Consider the following 20191-nt stretch of genomic DNA (forward strand, 5'->3'; position numbering starts at 1 on the left):
CAACGACACAAAACCCCGCCTGCGAAATGCAAACGGGGTTTCGTCAACCGTTGGGCGGTTACGGACTATGGGTTATTTGCTATCGGACGACGCGTCGGCTTTGTTCTCGGCTTTCTTGGCGGCGCCGGCCGAGCCAGCAGCCGACTTCTGGGTTTTGCCAGCGGCGGCGCTGGTTTTGTCGGCGGCTTTCTTCACAGTGCTGGCGGCTTTGCTGGTCGCGCTGGCAACGGCTCCTTTGGCCTTAGCGGCCGTTTTCGAAGTTGAGGCCTTCTTGCTGCTGTCCGCTGACGACGACGCGCTGCCCGTCGATTTGTTGGCCTTGCTGCGTTTGAGCTCCTCCAGCTCCGAATTCGGAGCCACGCCCACCGTTTTCATCATCCGGGCGGCCAGACCCTGGGCCTGTTTTTCCAGCTCCTTGCGCTTGGCATCGGTGTTTTTCTTGAGGTCGTCCATGATTTTGGCCCCCTCCTTCTCCGAGAGCTTGCTCTCCTTCACCAGTGAATCAATGGTCTTCTGCACCCGGTCGTTGGTCAGGGAAACGAAACCAACACCGGCGTTGACGAACTTTTTGAACAAATCTTCCATGATGGGTAAGGGGTTGAAGGAATGGATGTAAGGGAGAAAAACCGCGAATCTGAAGCCGGTTGCGCGAAACTAGTATGCAAGCCTACTACTTTTCACAAACCTACGAAAAACAATGCTATATAGTTAAGCTTACGTGTATTTTATTCCTTTCCTAGCACCTCATTATCAGCCATAACCATTGTCATAAGTTGTTAACGCTTTATGCACGGCGTCTTTTCTCCAGTTCTTACTAGCGCTTAAGCTGCCTGGCGGACGGCGGGAGCCGCCTCCTCGGTTTCCCAGACCTGCCGGGTAAAGTCGGCCACCCGGTCGAGGGCGGTGGCGGCCTCGGGCACGAAACGCCAGAACAGGTGCCACCAATGCACCAGCCCATCGAAAACCTGGAGCGTGACGGGCGTCCCGGCGGCGCGGGCCTGGTCGGCGAAACGGCGCACATCGTCGCCCAGCACTTCGGCGTTGGATATCTGGATTAGTAGCGGCGGCAACCCATGCAGCTCGGCCCGGCCGGGCGAAATAAGCGGATGATTCAGGGGCGTATCGGCGGCGTAAAGCGGACCCCAGCTACGGATTTCCAGCGCTTCGAGTAGTAGGCTTTCCTCCTGGCAGATGCTGCGCAACGTGCCAGCGGGCAGTTTCAGATCGGTCCAGGGCGAAAGGCCCACGGCAGCGGCGGGCAGAGGCTCGCCGGCGTCGCGCAGCGCCAGCAGTAGGGCCAGTGCCAGCCCGCCCCCGGCCGAGTCGCCGGCCACGATGATATCAGCGGGCACGTGGCCGCGCTCCAGCAGCCAGTAGTAAGCCGTCAGCGCATCTTCGAGGGCAGCCGGAAACGGATATTCGGGGGCCTTGCGATAGTTGATGGCCAGCGCCGCCACCCCGCAGCGCTGGGCCAGGCTGCCCACCAACGCCCGGTGGGTATTGAGCGAGCCCAGCACGTAGCCCCCGCCGTGCAGGTAAAGGATTACCCGGCCAGCGGGGGCGCCGGCCGCCGAATCCATTCGGCCGCCATCCCTTCCACATCGGCTTCCTCCAGGAAAATATCCCAAGGCATAAACTGACCGAAAGCCATCATTTCGACGGCCAGCCGCATGGTGGGCAGGCTGGGGCGCCGCCGGGCCAGCGGAGCGGCCGACGCCACTAAAAACTGCTTTAGCAGCGTGTGTTGGGGAGAAGGCATGCTGTTTTAAATGGCGAACCAGGCAGCTGGAAGGCAGCATTTGCGCCCCTATTAGGCGGTATATGCTCCATTCTGCTCACTTAATTCGGGGTGGGTGGGATTAGGGCAGGTACTCAGCGCTTAACAGCAATACTTAGTTCTCGATTCGGTGGTTTCGGTAGCCGCGGATGGCGATGGGAATCCAGCCGAGCAGCGGAATGAAAAACGTAAGCGTGAAGGGGTTGCGCCAGAGCATGCGCCAGTAGGAACCGGGCGCACGCAGGTCGAGGTCGAAGTCGCGGCGGCCGGCTTTAATGTACTGGCGCTCAAACTCCTGAAACAGCGCCGGCCAGGCCCAGGGCAGGAAAAATGGGAAGTAGCGCCAGTTGGCCTTAATGCGCTGCCACAGCTCGCCCCACTGGTAAGGGTGCTGGCCGTGCTTGGCTACAGCGGCATCCATCTCGCCCTGCATGTGGGTGCGCAGTTTTTCCGATAGGTCGCGGTAATCGTCGCGGGTCAGTTCGTCGGGGTTCTTGTCGGTCAGCTCGTAGGGCTTCACGCGGCTGCCCAGCACGAAGGTGAGCTTGGCCGGGAAGGCCATGTAGAAAAACCAGGGCTGCAACAGTACCAGCAGCAGCACCGGCCCCACCGGAATAAAGGGAATCCCGATTTTCTTGCTTAGCCGGTTCACCCATTCCCAGCTGTAGGTGTGGGGGTTGAGGTACTCGCCGTTGATGGTGTAGAACGGGATGATGTCGGTGCGGTGCGCGATGCCCAGGCGCACGGTGCTGGTGGCCAGGCGCTGGAGCTGGTACTTGTTGTTGAACCCCTTGCCAATGCCCGGCACCCCCTCGGGGTAGAGCATCAGGTTGTGGTCGTTGTAGTACATCATCGTTTCGAAGTTGAGCGTCGTGGCATCCACGCAGCCGCACCGCTTCCAGAAGTTTTCCACCATAAACGGATTCATCAGTCTCGATTGCGAGAGCAGCGGAGCCGAGAGGGGGCGGGGCAAGTCGCGCAAATCGGGCAGGCGGCGCCAGAGGTGCGCCAGGGCGACCATGGCATCCCAGGGGAAGGCCATGCCCGAGTGGTTGGAGGCGAAAATGAGGGGCCGGTCGGGGCGGTTGCGCTGCGGATAATCGTCGAAGCCCACCAGCTCGGAGCGGAACCACACCCGGTCGAGCAGCTGCAGGATGTTGCGGTCGAGGGTTTCGACGAACTGCTCGTCGAAATAATCGGAATAAATGTGCTGGTTGGCCGCAATGGCCGGCGGGAGCCCGGATAGCGCGGGGGTGGGATGGGTCATAAAGAGCGGGCGGCTAAGTACGGACGGGCTTCTAATGTACTGATTTTGGTTGCCTTTTGATCATCATTAGCCCGGAAAACGGCTGTCAGGACATGGCCAACGTCTTAAATCTGGCGCTTGAGTCGGACCGTGGCCGTGTACAGCTCCCCATCGGCGCGGCGCACCACTACCAGCAGTTGGCGGCCGTTGCCGGAGTGCAGCATCCGGTTTATCTGGTTGAGAGTGAATACCTCGGTTGGAATCAGGTTAATGGATACCAGCTCGTCGTCGGCTTTTAAGCCGGCCTGGTCGGCGGGGCCGTTGGGCTCTACCCGCAGCAGGCGGTAGCGCCGGTAGCCGAAGCCGAAGGCCAGCAGGTCGAAGCCGCACATATCGTGCTCGAAGGGGTCGGAGAACAGGCTGTTGGGCCGCAGCAGCAGCTGGTTATGGGGGTAGTCGATGATGGTGGTGAAGCGTTTGAGCACTTCGAAGCCCAAGTTGCCGTTGCGGAAGACCTCGGCCCGCGCGGCCACATCGGCCGAATCGGGGAAGGACGTGAGTGGGGTGGGTATTCGGTACTGGCCCAGCTGCAGGGCCTCTACCCGCCCCAGGTAGCCGTTGATGTTACCATTGAGCCCCCGCCCCAGCTGGGTGCGCAGGCGCTGGGCCGGCAGTTCCAGCCGCGCATCGGAAGTTGTTTCAATAGACAGCGCGTGGCCGGCCCCGGTGTCGAGCACCAGCTTCAGGGGCAGGCCCGGCGAGTCGGCAGAGAGGTGGACGGGCAACGTGAGGTAGGCCTTACGGCCCTCCAAGGTGAGGGGCAGGTGGGCCCAGCGGCGCCCACGCGGCGCCCGGTAGGCAGCGGGCGGCTGAAACGTAAGCCGCTGCTCCTCCACATCAACGCGCACTATCAGGTTGCGAAACACATCGGCCCCGAGCAGGCCATGAATGGGCATGCCCACGTAGCCCGAGAGGTTGAGCACGTCGTCGGAGAGCATCAGAAAGGGCGCCTGCGAGGCCACCACGCCGCCCTCCAGCTCCACGCTCACGCCCGGCACCTGGAACGCCTCAACCGGGCTCTCCTCCCCCGCCCCCGACACCAGAAACCGGCCCGCAATGGGCAGCTGCAGATCGGTGCCGATGGCTGGGTCGGTGATAAGGGAAATGCTCAGGCCGGTATCAAGCAGGAAATTATAGGGTCCCTGGCCATTAAGCAAGGTTTCAATCACAATCAGGTTGCGCTGCAGCAGAAATGGCACCCGCGCCCGCTTGGCATTGGGCCGCAGCAGCCGAAACACCGGCGGCGGTACCTGAACCTGCGCGGCGGCGGTTTCCAGCAGCCCAACCAGCAACCACGTGGCCAGCAGCCACGCAGCCCACCGGCGGGCGGCTCCGCCAACCTCAAACCGGGCTACTACCTGTAAGAAAGCCCGAATGCGAATCCACATATACTGGAAGAAACTTCCTAGGTAAGATACTGAAAATCCGCACTGCCGCACGGTTAATCGGCTGCCGGGGCCGGAGTTTCCCAGGTGCCGGCGGGGTCGTAGTGCAGCTGGCCGGCTTCGATGGTGAGGGGAGCCGCCAGGTTGTTGTGGTAGAGCTGCCCCGTGCCCAGCCCCTGAGCAAAGCCCGGCCGGGCGCAGGAGCCGGCCAACTGGCTGATGGCGTTCAGGCCCACGTTCGATTCCAGCGCCGAGGTAAGCCACCAGCCCAGCCCGTGGCGGTCGGCCAGCGCGGCCCACTCGGCACTAGCCGCCAGGCCGCCGAGCAGCGTGGGCTTGAGCACGAGGTAGGCCGGCTGCACCCGTTCGAGCAGCTCGTGCTGGCGGGCCGGGTCAGGCAGGCCAATCAGTTCCTCATCGAGGGCCACCGGCACGGGCGAGTGGCGGCAGACCTCGGCCATGGCGGCCCACTGCCCGGCTGCGATGGGCTGCTCGATGGAGTGCAGGTCGAAACGGGCCAGCTGGTCGAGCTTGCCCAGGGCTTCGGCCGGCGCGAAGGCCCCGTTGGCATCTACCCGCAGCGTGAGGCGCTCGGGCCCGGCCTGGGCCCGGATATCGGCCAGAATGCGCAGCTCGGTGGCAAAGTCGAGGCTCCCGATCTTCAATTTCAGGCAGTCGTAGCCGGCGGCGAGCTTCTGCTCAATCTGCTCGCGCATAAACGCGGCGTCGCCCATCCACACCAGCCCGTTGATGGGCACGCCCGCTTCGCCCCGGCTGAACGCGTTGTCGTAGAGTTGGCGGCGAGCCCCATGCTGGTAGTCGAGGGCGGCGGTTTCGAGGGCGAAGCGCAGTGCCGGCCACTCGGTCCCAACCAGGGCGGCGGCTTCCTCGGGCAACAGATCGCGGAGCTGGCGGCGGTTGAATTCGCGCACGAACCCCTCCACGGTGGCCGCGAAATCGGGCCGGTGGTCGGGGCTTAGGCCAGCAAGCGGGGCCGCTTCGCCCCAGCCGGCCCGGCCGGGCTCGTCGGGGTTGTAGAGCAGTAGATAGTGGGCCAGGTGCTCGGTGAGGGCCCCGCGAGAAGTGCGGGCCGGGAAGTTGAAGCGCAGCGCGCGGTGGGAATAGCGCAGTTGGAGCATAGGAAGCAGTAGCAGGGCAGAACCACAAACGGAGCGGAGAGGGCAATATACGGCCTGAACCGCTAACGCAAACGCCGCCTTCCGACCGGAAATCCGGCCTGGAGGCGGCGTAGTTCAGGGAGCAGGACCAGCCGTGGCCAGCCCTACCCTTCTATCCAACGGTGGCTATTCGGCAGCATTATCTTTGGGGGTGCTACCCCGGCTGGCCTGACCGCCCTTACGGCCGGCGGCCCGGGCTTCTTCGGAGGTGAAGCGGTGACCACGCCCACTCAGGTGCGAGGCCCGGCCACCCTCGCTGGCAATGCGGCGCTGGGTGGCGGGGTCCATGGCGGCAAAGCCACGCGGACGTTTGGTTACAACTTTCTCGGGGGCGGCAGTGCCGCGCTGGTTGGACTGCTGGTTGGAGTTGGAATTCATGATAGTGGCGGAAAGGGTTGGTAGATGAACGGTTGCGAGAACGAAGCCCGGCCGGGCAGCAACCAATAGTTTAGTCCGGACCGAACGTGCTTCCGCTACGATCAATAGCCACCTTGCAGCTAGCCAAAACTAGTTTTATGATACCTTGGATCTATAAAATACCAACTTCTACGGAGGAGATCGTCCGTATAATTACGGAGCCGATTCGGTAAACCCGTAGCGGTCCGGCTACCCACGCCGCGCCGAAAACTACGGGCCTGATTTGCCGTTACATGGGTACCTTTCGGCTTCTCATCCCTCTCTATAATGACTATTGCTTCCGTTTCGCTGCCTGCCCCCGCCTCCTTCGTTGCGCCTGCCCCAACGGTCCGTTTTGCCACCGTGCGCGAGCAGTCGGTGGCCCTGTGCCGCCCGCTGCTGCCCGAAGACACGGTGATGCAGCCCATGCTCGATGTGAGCCCGCCCAAGTGGCACCTGGCCCACACCACCTGGTTTTGGGAGATGATGCTGCTGCGTGAATACCAGCCTGGCTACACCGTTTTTCATCCCGACTACGCCTTCCTGTTCAACTCCTATTACAACTCCCTGGGTTCGCGCGTCAACCGGGCCGACCGGGGCACCCTCTCGCGCCCGCCACTAGCCGACGTGTATGCCTACCGCGCGGCCGTGGATGCAGCCATGCAGCAGCTGCTCGACCAAGCCGCGGACACGCTGCCGCCGTTGTTCTGGGAGCTGTTTGAGCTGGGCCTCCAGCACGAGCAGCAACACCAGGAGCTGCTGGCCACCGACATCAAGTACATCCTCAGTACCAGTCCCCTGGCCCCGGCTTACTTTAATGAAGAATTGAAAATTAAAACCGCGGCGGCGCCTCAAGCAACCTGGCTGCCGGTTTCGGGCGGAATGCACCGGCTGGGCTTTGCGGGCGAAGGGTTCTGCTTTGATAACGAGCTGCCACGACACGACACCTACGTGGCCGATTTCGAGCTGCAGAACCGGCTGGTGACCAACGCCGAATACCTCGAATTTATGGCGGCCGGCGGCTACACCGATTTCCGCTACTGGCTAGGCGAAGGCTGGGATTTGGCCCAGGAGCAGGGCTGGCAGGCGCCGCTGTACTGGGTGCAGCACGAGGGCCAGTGGCACCGCTTTACCCACTACGGCCTGCAACCCGTAAATCTGGCCGCCCCGGTTACGCACGTGAGCTTTTACGAGGCCGATGCCTACGCCCAATGGCAGGGGGCGCGCCTGCCCACCGAGCAGGAGTGGGAAATTGCCGCCCGCCAGTTCCGGCCTGACCCGGCCGCTGGTACGTTCCTGGAAAGCGGCCAGCTCGACCCCCAGCCCCTGCCCGCCAACGCCGACCCCACCCAGTGCCACCAGCTGCTCGGCGACGCCTGGGAATGGACCCACTCGGCCTACCACCCCTATCCCGGCTACCAACGCGCCGCCGGGGCGCTGGGCGAATACAACGGCAAGTTTATGGTGAGCCAGCTGGTGCTGCGCGGGGGCTCCTGCGCCACGCCCGAAAGCCATATCCGCCTCACCTACCGCAACTTCTTCCACCCCGATAAACGCTGGCAGTTCACGGGTATCCGATTGGCCCGGTAGTTTCGGCGGCGGCTGACGGCGCTTCTGCGCTTTTGCCGGGCCTTGTGCCAACCCAACCTTACGGCCCCGGTGGGGTTGTTGCTTTTCTTTGCTACCATATTGCCACTTATGCCCCTGAGTTCACCTGCCTCCGCCCCTGCTGCCCCCACTACTCCCACCGCCGAAAGCCCCGACCCCAATTCGTTTCTGCGTCAGCACGTACGCGAGGGACTCCAACGGCCGTTTAAGGCGCTATCGTCGATGTATTTCTACGATGACGAGGGCAGCCGGCTGTTTCAGCAGATTATGGCGCTGCCCGAGTACTACCCCACCCGCACCGAGTTTGCGCTGCTCGAACAGCACCGGGCCGCCATCAGCCGGGCCCTGCGGCCCCAAGACCAGGAAGAGCCGTTTTTCCTGCTTGAACTAGGGGCTGGCGACGGGCTCAAAACCAAGATTCTGTTGCGCGAGCTGCTCGAAACCAATGCGCAGTTCACCTACGTGCCGGTCGATATTTCGGCGGCGGCCCTCGAAGGACTTTCGGCCAGCCTGCGCGCCGAGCTACCCGCATTGCGCGTGGAGCCCGTAGTAGCCGATTATGGCGACGCGCTGCGCCTGATGGCCGCGCGACCGGGCCGCAAAGCAGTGTTGTTTCTGGGCTCCAACATCGGCAACTTCCTGCCCGAAGAGCGCCATCAATTCCTCCTTAACCTAGCCCAGCCCCTCACCCCCGACGACCGGCTACTTATTGGCCTCGACTTGCAGAAAGACCCGCGCCAGATCCGGGCCGCCTACGACGATACGCAAGGCATTACGGCCGCCTTCAACTTCAACCTGCTGCACCGCCTCAACCGGGAGCTGGGCGCCAACTTCGACCTCGACTCCTGGCAACACTACACCGACTACGACCCACTGACCGGGGCCGTGCGCTCGTTCCTCGTCAGCACCCGCGCCCAAACCGTGCGTTTCGCCGAGCTGGACTGGGCAGTTGACTTTCGGGCCTGGGAGATGATTCATACCGAAAACTCCTACAAGTTCACCCGCCACAGCATCGAGGAGGTGGCCCAGCAAGCCGGCCTGCAAGTGGCCGAGTACTTCACCGATGAACAGAACTTCTTCGCCGACGCCTTACTGGCCAAGAAGTGAGAAGTGAGAAGTGAGAAGCGGTACGCGAACTGGACTAAAAAGGAACGTCATGCTGAGCGAAGCCGGAGGCGAAGTCGAAGCATCTCTACCGTTTCGTTGGATGGCTCAGTCGAAGCATCTCTACTGCTTCGGCTGAGCTCAGCATGACGTTCACCTAAGTTTCAAACGACTTCCTAAACAGCTTCTTCTATTTATTCGCAGAAACCGGCTTTCAAAAAGGCGCATTCCTAGCTCATTAATGGATATTTCCCTTGCTTCTGGTTACGGTAACTTTGCCGTGCCAGCCGTGGCGGCCGAAGCGGCGGCCCGTAGCCTGCGCACGCCGACGCTCGAAGTGCTGCCCGCCGCTGGTTCCGAGGCCCTGAGGACGGCGCTGGCCGGCCTGGCCCGCGGCGCCGAAAACGTGGTGATTACGCCCGGGGCAAAGGCCGCCCTGTTTGCCCTGCTGCAAACGGTGCTCCGCCCCGGCGACGAGGTGCTGATGCCCACACCGAACTGGTTCGGCTTCGCAGAACTGGTGGAGCGGGCCGGCGGCATCCTCCGGGCCTTGCCCCTCGACCCGGCCGACGACTACACCCTAAACCCTGCCCAACTGCGGGCCGCCGTTGGGCCCCGGACCCGGGTGCTGCTGTTCTCCAACCCCGGCAACCCCACCGGCCGCCTCTACGGCCGGGCCGAATTGGCCGGCTGGCTCACTGTGACCCACGATTTTCCGGACCTATTCGTGCTCAGCGATGAGATTTACAACCTCATCAACTTCACCCCCGAGCCCACCCCCTCGTTGCTCGATTTCCCCGACCCCCACAACCAACACCTGGTTGTGAACGGGTTTAGCAAGTCGTTGGCTCTTATTGGCTGGGGCATTGGTTACCTCGTAGCTCCGACCGCCGTGGCCCGGGCCTGCGCCAACTGGCAGCACGCCACCGGCTGCGCCGTGCCGACCCCCACCCAGGCGCGGCTTTGGCCGTAACAACGGCCGCACCCGCCGTAGCAACCGCCCTGCTGGCCCAGCTGCAGCCCACCCGCGCCTACCTGCTCGATTTTCTGGCCGCCTTGCCCGGTGTGCCTCCCTCCCACCCCACGGCCACCTACTACGCCTTCCCCGACCTGCGGGCTCACCTGCGCCCCGACCTGCCACCTGCCGAAGCCTCAGCCGAACTGATGGCCCGCCTGGCCCAGGCCGGCGTACTAGGCGTCGATGGCGCCGGCTGCGACGCCCCCGGCTTCACCCGCCTCTCTTACGCTCTACCCGAAGCCGATTTGGCCTTGGCTTGTGAGCGGATGGAGCAGGTGCTGCGGTGACACGGTGGTAGGAACTCCGCAAAGGCAGGTCGTGAGCTTGTAGCGCGAGCTGGAGCTTCGCGCTACCTCCGCTTTGCGTAAGTCTTGGGTGAGTGAGCGAAAAGAACGTCACTCACCGCGGCGGCGCGTACCTTTGCGGCTTCGATTTGCCTGCTGCCATGTACCCTCTCACGTTTCGCGCCCACCTCAAACCCACGCTCAACCTGGCGTATCCGGTTATGCTCAGCCAGCTGGGGCACGTGCTCGTGAACGTGGTGGACAGCATGGTGGTGGGCCAGACGGGCAAGATTCCGCTGGCGGCCGTGTCGCTGAGCGTGAGCGTGAGTACGGTGGTGATGGTGCTGGGCTTGGGCCTCACGATGGGTATTACGCCCCTGGTAGCCGCCGCCGACGGCCGCAACGATGTGGCCGCCAACGGCCGCCTGCTCGTGAACGGGGTGGGTCTGAGCGCAGTGGCCGGCCTGCTGCTGGCGGCCCTGGGCCTGCTCGTGCCGCTGGCGCTGCCCTACTTGGGGCAACCCGCACCGGTGGTAGCCCTGGCGGCGCCCTGGGTGCGGGTGCTGTTCCTGTCGTTCTTCCCGCTGATGATTTTTCAGGGCTTCAAGCAGTTCGCCGAGGGCCTGGGCCTTACCCGCCAGGCCATGCTGCTCTCGGTGCAGGCCAACGTGCTCAACGCCGTGCTCTGTTACGGGCTGGTTTTTGGCAAGTTTGGGCTGCCGAATATGGGCATGATGGGCGCGGCTTGGGCTACGCTGGTGGCCCGGGTGCTGATGGCCGTTATGATGGCGGCTTACGTGCTGCGCGCCCGCCGCCTGAGCCCCTACCGCGAGGCTGCTGCCCACCAGTTGCGTCCCGACGCGGCCGGCCTGCGCCGCCTGCTGAATCTGGGCACTCCCATCGGCGTGCAGATGACCTTCGAGATGGGTGCGTTCAGCTTCTCGGCCATCATGATTGGCTGGCTGGGCACCACTCAGCTGGCTGCCCACCAGATTGCCATCAATGTGGCCTCCGTCACCTATATGGCCGCCAGCGGCATTGGGGCGGCAGCTACCATTCGGGTAGGCAAGTACTACGGGGCCCACGACGCGCCCGGCGCCCGGAAGGCCGGGATGATGGCTTACCTGCTCACCTTCGGATTCATGAGCCTGACGGGGGTGGTGCTGGTGCTGATGCGCCACCGCCTGCCCTTCTACTACAACCACGATCCGGCCGTGGTGGCCCAGGCGGCCACGCTGCTGCTGATAGCCGCCGCGTTCCAGATTTCCGACGGCCTGCAGGTGGTGGGCCTGGGAGCACTACGCGGGTTCGAGGACGTAAAGGTGCCTTCGATTGTGGCGCTGCTGGCTTATTGGGCCGTGGCCTTGCCTCTGGGTTACGTGTTGGCCTTCTGGCTGAAGTGGGGCGCAGTGGGCGTGTGGCTGGGGCTGCTTACGGGCCTCACGCTGGTAGCCGGCGTGCTGCTGCTACGCTTCCATCGTTGGCCGCTGGAAGCTCCGTCGGCGTCCGTCCCCGCGTTGGCCACGCGCTAGACCGGGAACCGACTGGCCCGCTTTTCGCGTAGTTTAGGCTTCGGGCCGGACTGCTGCCGGCTTCGTGGTTTATTATCTCTATTAACTGGCTGAATGCTGTTTACTGCCCCTTTCTGGCTTTTGAGCCTGCTATTGCCGACAGGTTCGGTGCCTGCCGCCGCCCAGGTGACGCCCCCGGCCCCCAAAATCGTTTGGAGTGCTGCCCGCGTCCTCACCTGGGATGATTTCAAGGCCCGGCCCAACACCGACCGCCTGGAGGCACTTACCTCGTCGAGCATCGATGCCAATATTGGCTGCACTGATTATCAATTCTCTGGCAAGGTGCAGGCCACGTTTACGCCCTCCGAGTCGTGGGTGCGCAATGCTACGCGTGCTTCGCCGGCCCTGCTGCGCCACGAGCAGCTGCACTTCGACCTGACCGAAGTGCACACCCGCCTGCTGCGCCAGAAGCTCACGCTGATTAAGTTCGACTGCGAACATCTGCAACCGGCCTTCAATAACCTCACGAAAGTGGCCTTCCTGACCTGGCAGCGCGATGAGGCCCGCTACGACGGGGAAACTAACCACGGCCTCAACGCGGCCAAGCAGCAGGAGTGGGATCAGAAAACCCAGCAGCGCCTTAAGGATTTGGCCTCCTTTGCCGAGTAAGCTGAGATGGGGCGTTTAATGTTCAACTGGCCCTGAGATAACGCCGCTAGCGCCGCCAGCTTTCCCCGCGCCGCCTAAACGTCAAACGTCCCGTTTCACCACCGCACCATTTTGCCTCATGATTACCTGGGAAGATTTTGAACTGGTTGATATCCGGGTGGGCACTGTTGTGGAGGCCCGCGAGTTTCCGGCGGCGCGGAAGCCGGCCTACCAACTTCTCATCGATCTGGGTCCGGAAATCGGGCTGAAGAAATCCAGCGCCCAGATCACCCACCACTACCAACCCGCCGACTTGGTAGGCCAGCAGGTGTTGTGCGTGGTCAACTTTCCACCCAAACAAATCGGCCCTTTCCGCTCCGAAGTGCTCGTGACCGGCGCCCCCGATGCCGCCGGCCACATCGTGCTGGCCACTGTGGCCACGCCCCTGCCCAACGGCAGCCGGCTGGCCTGAGCTGGTGAATGAGCGAATGAGTGAGTAATTGGATACGGGCCGCTACGATAGGGTAGCCGTGGGTACTCGGGCGCGGCGGTGGTCGCAGTTGCTGGCTGGCCCCCAACGATAGCAAAGCCAGTTGAGGTGGCGAATGCAGCAAATGGCGTTTCTTTGCCCCTACTCCACCGATTCACTCATTCACTTATTCGCCCATTCGCTTCTTGTCTGATTTGCTGACTGCGTTGCTCGACAGCGTGCGGTATTCCACGCTGGCCAGCTACAGCTGGGAGCAGCCGCGCTTGCTGCTGCTGCTGCCACTGGTGCCGCTGCTGCTCGTGCTGCGCTGGGCACTGGCCCGGCGGCGGCGCTCACAACTGGGCGTAGCCTTCGTGCGCGGCCAGCTCCCGCGCGACTGGAGCGCGGTGCTGCGTTTCATCCCCGATCTGGTGCTGGCCCTAAGCCTGAGCTTCGGGCTGGTGGCCCTGGCCCGCCCCCAGCGCACCGACGAGCGGGTGGTGCAAACCGGCCAGGGCATCGATATTGTGTTGGTGCTCGACGTATCGGCCTCCATGGAGCTGCAAGACTTGCGTCCTAACCGCCTCGAAGCCGCCAAGCGCGTCGCCCTCGATTTCCTGGACGGGCGCCGCGGCGACCGGGTGGGGCTGGTGGTATTTGCCGGCGACGCCTACTCGCTCGCTCCCCTCACCACCGACTACGACCTGCTGCGCGAAAACCTGCAGGGCCTGCGTCTGGGCATGATTCCCAACGACGGCACGGCCATCGGCACGGCCCTGGGCGTGGCCACCAACCGCCTGCGCGACTCGCCCTCGCCCACCAAAGTATGCATCCTGATTTCCGATGGCGAGAACACGGCCGGCTCGCTCGACCCACTTACTTCGGCCCAGCTGGCCCACGCCTACGGCCTCAAGCTCTACACTATTGGGCTGGGCCAGGATGGCCTCGTGCCCTACGGCACCGACGAAACCGGCCAGCCCCGCTTCATAGACACCCGCCTCGACGAAACCACCATGCGCCAGATTGCCCAGGCCGGCGAGGGTCGCTTTTTCCGCGCCACCGACAACGCCGGCCTCCGCCAGGTGTTCCAGCAAATCAACCGCTACGAGAAGTCCGAAATCAAGCAGACTCGCTACCGCAACACCCAGGACTACTACCGCACCTACCTCTACTGGTGCCTGGGCCTGTGGCTGGTCTGGCTGGGGCTCAAAAACACCTTCCTCACCAACGCGCTGGAAGACTAAATCGCTGATTCGCGCTGATTTTTTCGCTGATAACGCAGATTCGTTTACGCTGTTCCGGTGCTGGATTTGGCACTTGGAGCATAACCCTAGGGAACTTGGGCGGTTGTTGAGCTAACCAAAACAGGGTATTATTTCATCCGTTGCCTAAGCTGCATTCAAGAATCAGCGTCAGCAGCGAAAAACCCGTAAAAATCTGTGATTAAGGACAACCTGCACCGCATCGAGCAAACCCTGACCGGCACCAATGCCCGACTGGTCACCGTGACTAAAACGCACCCCGTAGAGGTACTACGCGAGGCGTACGAGGCCGGGGCGCGCCTTTTTGGTGAGAATCGGGCCCAGGAAATGGCCGCCAAGCAACCCGAGTTGCCCACCGACGTGGAGTGGCATCTCATCGGGCACCTGCAAACCAATAAGGTCAAGTACATTGCGCCCTTCGTGCATACTATCCAGAGCATCGACAGCCTGAAACTGCTGCTCGAAATCGAGAAGCAGGCCGCCAAATCCGACCGGATTATTGAGGGCCTGCTCCAGTTCCAGATTGCCGACGAGGACACCAAAACCGGCCTCACGCTGTCCGAAGCTGAAGAAATTCTGAATTCCGGCGAGTACCGCGCTCTGCGTCACGTACGCCTGACCGGCGTGATGGGCGTGGCTACCAACACTACCGACGAAGACCAGCTGCGCCGCGAGTTTCGGCAGTTGCGCGGCTACTTCGACAAGCTCAAAAGCCTGTATTTCGCCGATGAACCTACGTTCCGGGAGGTATCGATGGGCATGAGTTCCGACTACCCACTGGCCCTGCGCGAAGGCAGCACCCTGATCCGGGTGGGCAGTGCTATTTTTGGGGCCCGCTAGCCTCCGGCCCTCATACTAAGCGAAGCCGGAGGCGCAGTCGAAGCATCTCTACTGCGTCGTTGCAGTAAGCATGATTACCATGGCGGTAGAGATGCTACGGCTACGGCTGCGCCTTCGCTCAGCATGACGCTCAATTTTTAACAACCAAAACCACCATCCATGACTGCTCGCCTCATCATCCAACTAGCCGCTTTGCTCGGCGCTCTGAGCGTGGGCATTGGGGCCTTCGCGGCGCATGGGCTGCGCAAGAGCCTGGAGGCCGCCGGACGCTTCGAGACCTTCGAAACGGCCGTGCGCTACCAGTTCTTCCACACGATGGCGCTGTTCGGTATTGGGCTGCTGCTGCTGGCGCGGCCCGAGCTACGCAGCCTGGGTACCGTGGCCTGGCTGTGGCTGGGTGGTATTTTCGTGTTCAGCGGCTCGCTCTATGTGCTTTGCCTGACGGGCATCACCAAACTCGGGGCTGTTACGCCCATCGGCGGCCTACTCTTCATTGCCGGCTGGATTATGCTGGCGCTGGCCGCCCGCCAGTTGTAGAACAAGCCTGCAACTCAGCAACAAAAAAGCGCTCCCGTTTTGGGGAGGCGCTTTTTTAGTTGAATAACCGGGCGAAGAAATTACGACTTCTTCTTGGCTTTGATTTTCCGGTCGTCCATTTTGAGCTTCTGTTTGCCATCGGGGGCCGACTCGTTCACCGCCGCCTCGGCAGCATTGACAGGGGCTGCCTGCAGGGCCGCGCCGGCCTCTTTCACGTCGCCTACAATGGCCACCATGGCGTTGCCGCCTACTGAGTTCGACTCAACAGTCAGAACCTTGTTCTGCATGCCATACTTGCCGGCCGAGTTGAACTTGGCCGTGACGGTGCCGCTCTTACCGGGCATGATGGGCTCGCGGGTCCAGTCGGGCGTGGTGCAACCGCAGGTAACGCCAATATTGGCAATCACCAACGGCTGGGTGCCCACGTTCTTGAACTTGAAAGTGTGGTCGACCACGTCGCCGGTGCGGATGGCGCCGAAGTCGAACTTCTGCTCTTCAAACTGAATCTGGGGACCGGCCACTTTGGCTTGGGCGTTGGCCGGCTGCACCGACTGCGCCTGGGTGCTCAGCCCCATCACCGAAAGCGACAGAGCCAGAAAAAGGACTTTTTTCATGGTAGAAGGGGATAAAAGACAGGTGAAAATACGCAAAAATCTGCAATGGGCTAGCCTGCCAACTTTCGGGCCAGCGTTGCGGCCGCGCCGCTTTTCGAATCAACAACGGCCGGGAACGTTCTGGTTCGCCGCCCCCGCGCTGGGCGGGTTTAATCTTCGGCCGGGTCGCCGAGCAGCTTCTGGTTGAAGTTAAGTAAAAACAGCTTTTCGGAGGAACGGGTGACAGCCGTGTAGAGCCAACGAGCAAACTCGGAATTCACCATATCGTCCTTCAGATAGCCGTGGTCGACGAATACGGCCTGCCACTGGCCGCCCTGGGCTTTGTGGCAGGTGAGGGCGTAGGCGAATTTCACCTGCAACGCGTTCAGAAACGGGTCTTTGCGCAGGGCCGCGCTGCGCTCTTTTTTGGTGGTGAGGTGGTCGTAATCCATGCCCACGGCCTCGTAGAGGGCCTTGTTGCGGTCGGCGGGCAACGAGGGGCTTTCGGTGTGCAGGGTGTCGAGCAGCAGCTTTACTTCCAGGTCGGGCTCGTCGGGATAGTCGACGAGGCGCACGCGGGCGTCGGCGAAGCGGAAGCCGAACTCCTCGGTGGTCCGGATGATTTTAACCACCTGCACGAAGTCACCGTTGGCCAGGAAGCCGATGTCGGAATCCTTGGGTAGCCAGTAGTAGTTGTTGCGCACCACCATTAGGTAGTCGCCCGATTCAATCTCGTCCTCGGCCTCGAACAGAATGCGGCGGATGTACTGGTTGTATTGGTTGGCGTTCTTGTTGGAGCGGCAGATAATGGTGCTATTCTCGTGGCCGAACTGCTTGTAGGCCCAGCGCAGGCCGTCTTCGAGCTTGTCGGTGCCCATCGAGAAGATGTCGGGGTAGCCTTTAGTGAAGAACTGGATGCGCGGGTTTTCCTCGCGCAACTCCTCCCGCAGCACCGTGGCGTTCATCAGAATACCCGACTGCTCGGCCTGGCGCATCACCTGGCGCAGCTCCACCGAGCCCACTTCGGCCCGGAACCGGTCGCGCAGCAGCTCGGGGTCGAGGGCGGGGCTGAGCAACTGGCCCACCGGCGGCAGCTGGGCCGTGTCGCCGATGAGCAGCAGGCGGTTGGAGGGCTTCTCGAACACGAAATTCATCACGTCGTCGAGCAGGCCATTCACGCCGAATGCCTTCTCGTCGGAAATCATCGAGGCCTCATCGACGATAAAGAGCGTGTCCTGGGCGCGGTTGGGCTGGCGCTGAAACGTGAGGCCCTGGGAGGGCGAGCCGCTGGTCTGGCGGTATATTTTCTTGTGGATGGTGCTGGCCGCCACGCCCGAGTAGGTGCTCATCACCTTGGCGGCGCGGCCGGTGGGGGCCATCAGCACGTATTTGCGGCCCATCTGGTGGAGCCACTGCACGAGCGCACTCACGACGGTAGTTTTGCCGGTACCGGCGTAGCCGCGCAGCACGAACGCCTTGCGCCCCGGCAGCGCATCGCCCAGAAACCCATCGAGCTGCCGAAACAGCGTGGCCTGGTCCTCGGTGGGCTCGAAGGGGAAATAATCTCTTACGGAAGGAGTTCTGACGCTTAGCATACTGGGCAAAGGTACAGCATTGCGCTATGCAGCTACGGCAACGGCACCGCGTCGATAGTTGCTCGGTAAGTATGCTTCTGCCACAAACGAAATCCTTGCTTGAGGCTGCGTTGCAGCTTTTTCCGCTCCTCTCGTTTCCAGCCTGGGATCCAGGGTTTAGTGTGTGGACCATGAAAATCCGCTTTCCCGTCCTGATTTATCTGAAAAATACCGTCGTTGAAATAAAGCTTATCGAAAACCCGATTACGCACCGTACTCTTCCGGTCACCATCAAACGGCACGCTCACTCCCGAGCCCACATCGCTGAATGTATTCCAAATAGCCAGACACTCCTTGGGCGGACGCTTTTGTGGCTGCTGCAACCACTGCCACACGCAGTCTAAATCAATCATACCAGGCTCTGCTGCCTGCACATATATCTGAACGCCAAGCTTGGTAGCCAGTAGGCCGACCTCCTCACTGGTTGCGAATAGCGGGACATTACCCCGAGCATCCGCCCAGTACTGCTCTCGTTCGGGCCATTCAATCCACAACGAATAGCCGTCCTGCCGTTGCCAGCGCAACCAACTCACAAAAAAACCTGCTTTCTCTTCCATATATCAACTGGGCTCAATTACAGCCATTGTGGCGGTGGCCTTGGCAATCAGCTTGTCGTCGCACCAAACCTCCGATTCGCAGAAGTGCAGGCGGCGGCCGGCCTTGAGCACCCAGCCTACGGCCCGCAGGCGCTGGCCCACGCCGGGGTGCAGGTAGCTGGTTTTGAGCTCCACCGTGACTACGCCCGTGCCTTCGGGCACCAGCGTCACGGCCGCGAAGCCGGCTACCAGATCGGCCATCGTGGCCACGAGGCCGCCGTGGGCGAAGCCGGTGTGCTGCTGGTGTTGCTGCTCTAGGACTAGCTCGGCTTCGATGCGGCCAGGCGCTATCAGGGTGAGATTGGCCCCGATATGGTGCATGAAGTGCTGGCGGACCAGCTTGCGGCGGATGCGGGCTTCGAGGGACTGGGGTGTTTCGGGAGTTGCAGGCGTTGGTTCGGGCGTCGTCATAGGGGGCAAAGTTGGGGATTTCTGGTGGCTCCCCGCGCGCGGCGGCTGGCAATAGAAGCGCGGCGGGGGCGTTGTGGGCGCAGGTTGCTAGCTTTGCCCGGCGGCCCGCCCGCTTTTTCTGTTCTGTTGCTATGGATTCCTCTTTCTCTGCCCACCCCCACGATTTGCTTCAGGCCTACGCCGGCGTAGCCCGGGTGCGGGTGTGCGGCCTGCTGGTGCAGGAGGGCACGTTGCTGCTCACCGCCCACCGGGGCCTGCTGCCCAACGAGCAGCTGTTCTGGTCGCCACCGGGCGGGGGCTGGCACTTCGGCGAAACCTTGCAGCACTGCCTACGGCGCGAATTTGAAGAAGAAACAGGCTTGGCTGTGCGGGTAGGCCGTTTTCTGCACCTGCACGAGTACCAGGGCCCTGGCTTGCAGGCGCTGGAGCTGTTCTTTGAGGTGCTGCCCCTCGATGCCACCGCTATGCCCCGCCTCGGCCACGACCCCGAGCATGCCCCCAATGCCCAACTGCTGACCCGCCTCGAATTTGTGGCCCCGCGCCAGTTAACGCAGCTGCCGCCCGCGCAGGTGCACCCGGTGCTGCGCGACCTCATCAGTACCGACGACGTGTTTATCCCTCAAACGCGGTTTCAGTAAAGAAGGCCTTTTGTACCTTTGGCGGGCCGGGGCCGAGTGCCGCCGCCCAGGCTGTTTCTCCCCTCCCCGATTTCCTGCCTCCTCTCCTGCTGCCCATGTCGCCTACTGTTACTGCTGCTTCTCTGGTCCCGGCGGCCCTGCACCGCCTGCGCGACGAAACCCTGGACCCGCAGCAGTTGGCGGCCTACAACCTTTACCTCACGGCCGGGCCCGCTGGCCTGCGCCTGGGTGTAGCCGATGTGAAGCGCAACAAGTTTGTGGCCCTCGAAGAGTACGCCGCGCCGGAAGCCGATACTACCCTGGCCCAGCAGCTGGCCGCCCTGGCCACCGACCACGATTTGCTGGGCCGTACCGGCTGGAACCGGGTGCGGCTGGCCGTGCATAACCGCGCCTTCACGCTGCTGCCCGCCCCCCTGTTCCGGCCCGGCGACGAAACCGCCTACCTGGGCCTGCACCACGCCCTCGACACCCGCCACGAATCGGTGCACGCCTACACCCATGGGGGCCCCGACATCGTGAGTTTGTTTGCGACCGACCGCTCGCTGAGCACTTGGTTCAAGCAGACCTACCCCGCTGGCCGCCTCGTGCACCGCACCAGCGCCCTGCTGCAGGGCGTGCTGCAACAGAGCGAGAACAACGGTCCGGCCCGGGTGTACCTGAGCATTGGCCCCCGCCAGCTTACCATCCTCGTGATGCGGGGCAAACAGCTGCAACTCTGCAACGTATTCCCCTACAGCACCCCCGAAGACCTTATTTACTACGTTATCCTGGTGATGCAGGAGCTTCAGCTCAACCCCGACCAGGACCCGGTAATGGTCTGGGGCGACCTAACCCACGATTCGGAGCTGTTCAGCATCCTGCGCAAGTATGTCCGTAACCTGCGCTTCGGCAACCGCCCCTTCGACCTGGGCTACAGCTACCGCCTCAACGACCTGTTCGAGTACCGCTATTTCGAGCTCTTCGCCCTGCACTTGTGCGAATAAGTGAGTGAGTGAC

23 protein-coding genes are annotated in these 20191 nt (G+C 62.5%); 12 read left to right on the plus strand and 11 right to left on the minus strand.

Features of this window, described 5'->3' with window-relative positions; genetic code table 11:
* Positions 1 to 72 precede the first annotated feature (72 nt).
* The 7 genes from CDA63_RS03750 to CDA63_RS03775 form a co-directional block, all read right to left on the minus strand.
* Entirely contained in the window at positions 73 to 585 is a 513-nt protein-coding gene (locus CDA63_RS03750) for a phasin family protein (RefSeq protein WP_088463102.1), read from the minus strand.
* A gap of 236 nt (positions 586 to 821) precedes the next feature.
* Positions 822 to 1580, minus strand: a complete 759-nt coding sequence (locus CDA63_RS03755) for an alpha/beta hydrolase (RefSeq protein ID WP_165768181.1) — start codon at positions 1578 to 1580, stop codon at positions 822 to 824.
* Positions 1544 to 1759: a hypothetical protein gene (locus CDA63_RS20750; RefSeq protein ID WP_165768182.1), complete on the minus strand. Its 216-nt coding sequence runs from the start codon at positions 1757 to 1759 to the stop codon at positions 1544 to 1546. Before CDA63_RS20750 ends, CDA63_RS03755 begins: the two co-directional genes overlap by 37 nt.
* Before the next feature lie 133 nt (positions 1760 to 1892).
* A complete protein-coding gene (locus tag CDA63_RS03760) occupies positions 1893 to 3044 on the minus strand; it encodes a lysophospholipid acyltransferase family protein (protein WP_088463104.1) in 1152 nt (383 codons plus the stop codon).
* 104 nt (positions 3045 to 3148) lie between these two features.
* A complete protein-coding gene (locus CDA63_RS03765; protein ID WP_088463105.1) occupies positions 3149 to 4471 on the minus strand; it encodes an aspartyl protease family protein in 1323 nt (440 codons plus the stop codon).
* 53 nt (positions 4472 to 4524) lie between these two features.
* Positions 4525 to 5607, minus strand: coding sequence for an o-succinylbenzoate synthase (locus tag CDA63_RS03770; RefSeq protein WP_088463106.1), 1083 nt, complete (start codon positions 5605 to 5607; stop codon positions 4525 to 4527).
* A 165-nt stretch (positions 5608 to 5772) separates the two neighbouring features.
* Positions 5773 to 6024, minus strand: coding sequence for a KGG domain-containing protein (locus tag CDA63_RS03775; protein ID WP_088463107.1), 252 nt, complete (start codon positions 6022 to 6024; stop codon positions 5773 to 5775).
* A 306-nt stretch (positions 6025 to 6330) separates the two neighbouring features.
* On the opposite strand from CDA63_RS03775, the gene egtB reads away from it, so the two are divergent.
* From egtB to CDA63_RS03825, 10 genes are all read left to right on the plus strand, one after another.
* Positions 6331 to 7632 (plus strand): ergothioneine biosynthesis protein EgtB, encoded by a 1302-nt coding sequence (gene egtB / locus CDA63_RS03780; protein WP_165768183.1) that lies wholly within the window; start codon positions 6331 to 6333, stop codon positions 7630 to 7632.
* Between the two features lie 108 nt (positions 7633 to 7740).
* Positions 7741 to 8757 (plus strand): L-histidine N(alpha)-methyltransferase, encoded by a 1017-nt coding sequence (gene egtD, locus CDA63_RS03785; protein WP_088463108.1) that lies wholly within the window; start codon positions 7741 to 7743, stop codon positions 8755 to 8757.
* 238 nt (positions 8758 to 8995) lie between these two features.
* On the plus strand, positions 8996 to 9727 hold the full coding sequence (locus CDA63_RS03790; RefSeq protein ID WP_088463109.1) for a pyridoxal phosphate-dependent aminotransferase: 732 nt from the start codon (positions 8996 to 8998) through the stop codon (positions 9725 to 9727).
* A complete protein-coding gene (locus tag CDA63_RS03795; RefSeq protein ID WP_088463110.1) occupies positions 9718 to 10059 on the plus strand; it encodes an aminotransferase class I/II-fold pyridoxal phosphate-dependent enzyme in 342 nt (113 codons plus the stop codon). The genes CDA63_RS03790 and CDA63_RS03795 overlap by 10 nt, the downstream gene beginning before the upstream one ends.
* A gap of 158 nt (positions 10060 to 10217) precedes the next feature.
* Complete coding sequence (locus CDA63_RS03800; RefSeq protein ID WP_088463111.1) at positions 10218 to 11588, plus strand: MATE family efflux transporter; 1371 nt, start codon at positions 10218 to 10220, stop codon at positions 11586 to 11588.
* A 93-nt stretch (positions 11589 to 11681) separates the two neighbouring features.
* Positions 11682 to 12236 (plus strand): DUF922 domain-containing protein, encoded by a 555-nt coding sequence (locus tag CDA63_RS03805; protein ID WP_088463112.1) that lies wholly within the window; start codon positions 11682 to 11684, stop codon positions 12234 to 12236.
* A gap of 118 nt (positions 12237 to 12354) precedes the next feature.
* A complete protein-coding gene (locus CDA63_RS03810) occupies positions 12355 to 12687 on the plus strand; it encodes a tRNA-binding protein (protein ID WP_088463113.1) in 333 nt (110 codons plus the stop codon).
* 203 nt (positions 12688 to 12890) lie between these two features.
* Positions 12891 to 13928 carry a VWA domain-containing protein gene (locus CDA63_RS03815; protein ID WP_242434538.1) on the plus strand — a complete coding sequence of 346 codons (1038 nt, stop codon included), beginning with the start codon at positions 12891 to 12893 and terminating at the stop codon, positions 13926 to 13928.
* Positions 13929 to 14123: 195 nt separating this feature from the next.
* Positions 14124 to 14786 (plus strand): YggS family pyridoxal phosphate-dependent enzyme, encoded by a 663-nt coding sequence (locus tag CDA63_RS03820; protein WP_088463114.1) that lies wholly within the window; start codon positions 14124 to 14126, stop codon positions 14784 to 14786.
* A 159-nt stretch (positions 14787 to 14945) separates the two neighbouring features.
* Positions 14946 to 15323, plus strand: a complete 378-nt coding sequence (locus CDA63_RS03825; RefSeq protein WP_088463115.1) for a DUF423 domain-containing protein — start codon at positions 14946 to 14948, stop codon at positions 15321 to 15323.
* Between the two features lie 80 nt (positions 15324 to 15403).
* Here the strand turns inward: CDA63_RS03825 and CDA63_RS03830 are convergent, their stop codons facing one another.
* The 4 genes from CDA63_RS03830 to CDA63_RS03845 all read right to left on the minus strand — a co-directional run bounded on the left by CDA63_RS03830 (position 15404) and on the right by CDA63_RS03845 (position 18557).
* Positions 15404 to 15937, minus strand: a complete 534-nt coding sequence (locus tag CDA63_RS03830) for a DUF1573 domain-containing protein (RefSeq protein ID WP_088463116.1) — start codon at positions 15935 to 15937, stop codon at positions 15404 to 15406.
* A 149-nt stretch (positions 15938 to 16086) separates the two neighbouring features.
* Positions 16087 to 17511 (minus strand): ATP-dependent DNA helicase, encoded by a 1425-nt coding sequence (locus CDA63_RS03835; RefSeq protein WP_088463117.1) that lies wholly within the window; start codon positions 17509 to 17511, stop codon positions 16087 to 16089.
* Positions 17512 to 17543: 32 nt separating this feature from the next.
* The gene (locus CDA63_RS03840; protein ID WP_088463118.1) at positions 17544 to 18107 is read right to left on the minus strand and encodes a hypothetical protein; all 564 of its coding nucleotides are present in this window, start codon (positions 18105 to 18107) and stop codon (positions 17544 to 17546) included.
* A gap of 3 nt (positions 18108 to 18110) precedes the next feature.
* On the minus strand, positions 18111 to 18557 hold the full coding sequence (locus CDA63_RS03845; RefSeq protein WP_088463119.1) for a PaaI family thioesterase: 447 nt from the start codon (positions 18555 to 18557) through the stop codon (positions 18111 to 18113).
* A 131-nt stretch (positions 18558 to 18688) separates the two neighbouring features.
* Here CDA63_RS03845 and CDA63_RS03850 point away from each other — a divergent pair, with 131 nt between their 5' ends.
* Entirely contained in the window at positions 18689 to 19195 is a 507-nt protein-coding gene (locus CDA63_RS03850; RefSeq protein ID WP_088463120.1) for an NUDIX domain-containing protein, read from the plus strand.
* Between the two features lie 95 nt (positions 19196 to 19290).
* The gene (locus tag CDA63_RS03855) at positions 19291 to 20178 is read left to right on the plus strand and encodes a DUF3822 family protein (RefSeq protein ID WP_088463121.1); all 888 of its coding nucleotides are present in this window, start codon (positions 19291 to 19293) and stop codon (positions 20176 to 20178) included.
* The last annotated feature ends 13 nt before the right edge of the window (positions 20179 to 20191 follow it).

This window comes from Hymenobacter amundsenii, assembly GCF_002204745.1.
GTDB classification, from domain to species: domain Bacteria; phylum Bacteroidota; class Bacteroidia; order Cytophagales; family Hymenobacteraceae; genus Hymenobacter; species Hymenobacter amundsenii.